Raw genomic sequence first — 2,955 nt, forward strand, 5'->3', positions numbered from 1 at the left:
ATTAAACTATACCAAAAGTTGAGGTGTTTTTCTTTTATTGTGATGTTGTCAAGGAACATAATTCAGCTGCCAATGAGTGATACTGCAGTTAAATTAAAGCCTATTTTTGATCTGCGAAAGTTGAGTACTTAACAACTACATTTTTTTTTATATTATTATTTACAAAGTTATTATCGGCATTAATCCCAATCGGCGTTAAATATATGCTTGACAGTATACTACTAAAAGATAATTCGGGTCAATTTATTATATTTTCTATTGTGATTATTATTGTCTTTAGTTTCTCAGTGTTGTTGCAGTTTTTAAATGTTATTATAAATAATCGTATAATGAATAATTCTAATATTTTTTTAAGAAATGAAATATTAACTAAAATAAAAAAGGTAAGAGTCGATAAAATAAAGACATATGGAAAAGGTAAATTAGTGCAAATAATCCAAAAAGATGTACCTGTTTGTCAATCAGTCATTACTTCATCTATTTTTCAAGTCATTATACAGTCCATAACTTTTTTAATAATCCTTTCCTTCTTGTCTTACTTAAATATTGGATTAACATTATTGTTATTGGTAGTTGTTCCATTATATTTCCTAATTTATATGAAGTTTAGTAAAAAGGCGAAGTATATCAATAATAACTTTATTGTACATAATGATCATTTGATAAATTCTACACAGCAAATTTATTCTAATCATTTGATATTAAAAAAGTATAAAGATAATGCTCAGTTCTTTAAGAAGTATTCTTCTAGTATCCAAAGTATTTATGAATGGTTCGATAAACAAGGAAGACTTAAGGGTGTCGTAAAATTATTTAATGGGGGTCTTCAAGGTTTAATCTTGCTAATTATTTTAATCTATGGTGGTTTATTAGTGTTAGATAATAATTTAAGCATTGGTGCATTTGTTGCTTATATTATGTATTCGATTAATTTTTTCAGTCCATTAGATCGTTTAATGTCAATTATGATCAACATTAAAGCTTCTTTTGTTTCTATTCAAAGAGTAGTTGAATTATTATCGTTACAAGACGAAGAACTTGTGGAAGGAAAAGGTAATAAAATTAATGTTGGCACTATTAGTTTGCAAAATTTTGATTTAGAGGCAAATGGTAATAAGCTACTATACAACCTCAATATCAACTTTACTCCTGGAAAGTTTAATGTCTTACTTGGAAAAAATGGAATAGGAAAAACCACTTTAACATATTACCTTAGTAAATTTTACCCTGTGCCCAATAATAATATTTTTATAGATCAAACTGATCTCAATAATTACTCTACGGAATATATTCGGGAACAAATAGCTATTTTATTTCAAAAAACACAGTTTATTAGCGACTCTATAAATGATCATTTAGAGACAAAAAGAAGTAATCTAATGCTAGAGGCAGTAGTCACAAGGTTTGTTCAAGAGAAAAGGAATATATTTGAAGGAAAAAACTATGTTGATGAATTATCTGGAGGTGAGCAACAATTACTTGTATTCTTACATGCATTGGTGAATTATCCAAAGGTATTAATAGTGGATGAGGGATTTTCTAGTATGGATAAAAATACTAAGCAAGAATGTATACAAATCTTAAGAGAATTGCAGTCATTTATTACCGTAATTTTCATAACACATAATGATTTTGATTACACAAATAGTGATAATGTTATCAGATTAGATGAAAAAAAATATATGAGAATCAATCAAATTCACAACTGGCTTTTATAAAGTAAATGCAAGGATTTCTGATGTTATATATAGCGCAGCATAGTATTCGTTTTAAGAGGGGGAGAAAAAGTGGGGGTAAATTTAATCAAAGGATTTCCAACTTTGTCAGGAAGTCATTGTTCGTCTACAGCCATGTCTAATTTAACTAAATACTATAATGTTAATTACTCAGAACCCTTTACATTTGGCGTTGGTAGCGGTTTAAACTTTTTATATCTTTATTCTGATTCGGATTATTTCTCTAGATTTGTATTTCCAAGAACTCCAGCCTTTGAAAATAACTTTTTCAAAACATTAAATGTAAAATTTCAGTGGTATACATCGGAAAAGGCTGAATGGAATATGATGAAATATTATATCGATAATGGTATTCCACTTTTATTGATGACGGATATAAGCTACTTAGACTTTTACAATTTAAATGAAGACAGTATTGCATCACATACACTTATCTTATTGGGATATGATGAATTTAATAATATTGCATATATCACGGATAGTTTAAAAAATGGAGTATTAGAAACTAGATTAGATCAATTAATCAATAAGTCTATGAACAAAAAGAAAATTCCTTTTTATAAAAAAAATATATGGAGCCCAATAAACTATTTTGCGATTGAAAAGAGTAGAAAAGAAATAATATTAGAATCATTGAATCGCAATGCTGTATCGATGTTAGATTCAAAATCGGAACATGTTGGTATAACCGCAATAAAAAGATTAGAAAGAGATATTTTATATTGGGATGATTTACCTGAATGGCAGAGAATTTGTGAATTTGTTTATATGTCATTAGAGGTAATTGGTACCGGCGGGGCAGGATATCGAAAATTATATGCGAATTTTTTAAAAGAAATTTATGAAGATATTCCATTTATAAGGGAATTATATATAGTTGAAATGATGGAAAATATCGTGATTTTATACCGCAGGCTATCAAAACAATTTTATTTAGCTGGTAGGAAGGGAGATAGAGGACACTTAATAAAAATCAATAGTATTTTATCTCAAATATATGATATTGAAAAGGAATTTTGGACATTAATTAAAAACAATACTTTAGAAGATACTGACATATCTAATCTAGATATTGTTAATACGCTAAACTAATATAACTCAACTTTCGCACCAACAAAATCGTAGTTAGCTTAAAACATGCAAGTGCTTGTAGAATTTAAAATAGGAGTTTGACATTACGTTTAAACATGAAAAAACACCTCAACATTTGGTATAGTTA

General features: G+C 27.7%; 2 protein-coding genes. Both read left to right on the forward strand.

What is annotated here, in order from left to right; all coding sequences use genetic code 11:
* Window positions 1-149 precede the first annotated feature (149 nt).
* Window positions 150-1,718 (forward strand): ABC transporter transmembrane domain-containing protein, encoded by a 1,569-nt coding sequence (locus E4U82_RS19370; RefSeq protein WP_280689844.1) that lies wholly within the window; start codon window positions 150-152, stop codon window positions 1,716-1,718.
* A gap of 69 nt (window positions 1,719-1,787) precedes the next feature.
* On the forward strand, window positions 1,788-2,828 hold the full coding sequence (locus tag E4U82_RS19375) for a BtrH N-terminal domain-containing protein (protein WP_135111885.1): 1,041 nt from the start codon (window positions 1,788-1,790) through the stop codon (window positions 2,826-2,828).
* Window positions 2,829-2,955: the final 127 nt, after the last annotated feature.

Source organism: Lentibacillus salicampi, from assembly GCF_004565465.1.
Taxonomy (GTDB): Bacteria; Bacillota; Bacilli; order Bacillales; family Amphibacillaceae; genus Lentibacillus; species Lentibacillus salicampi.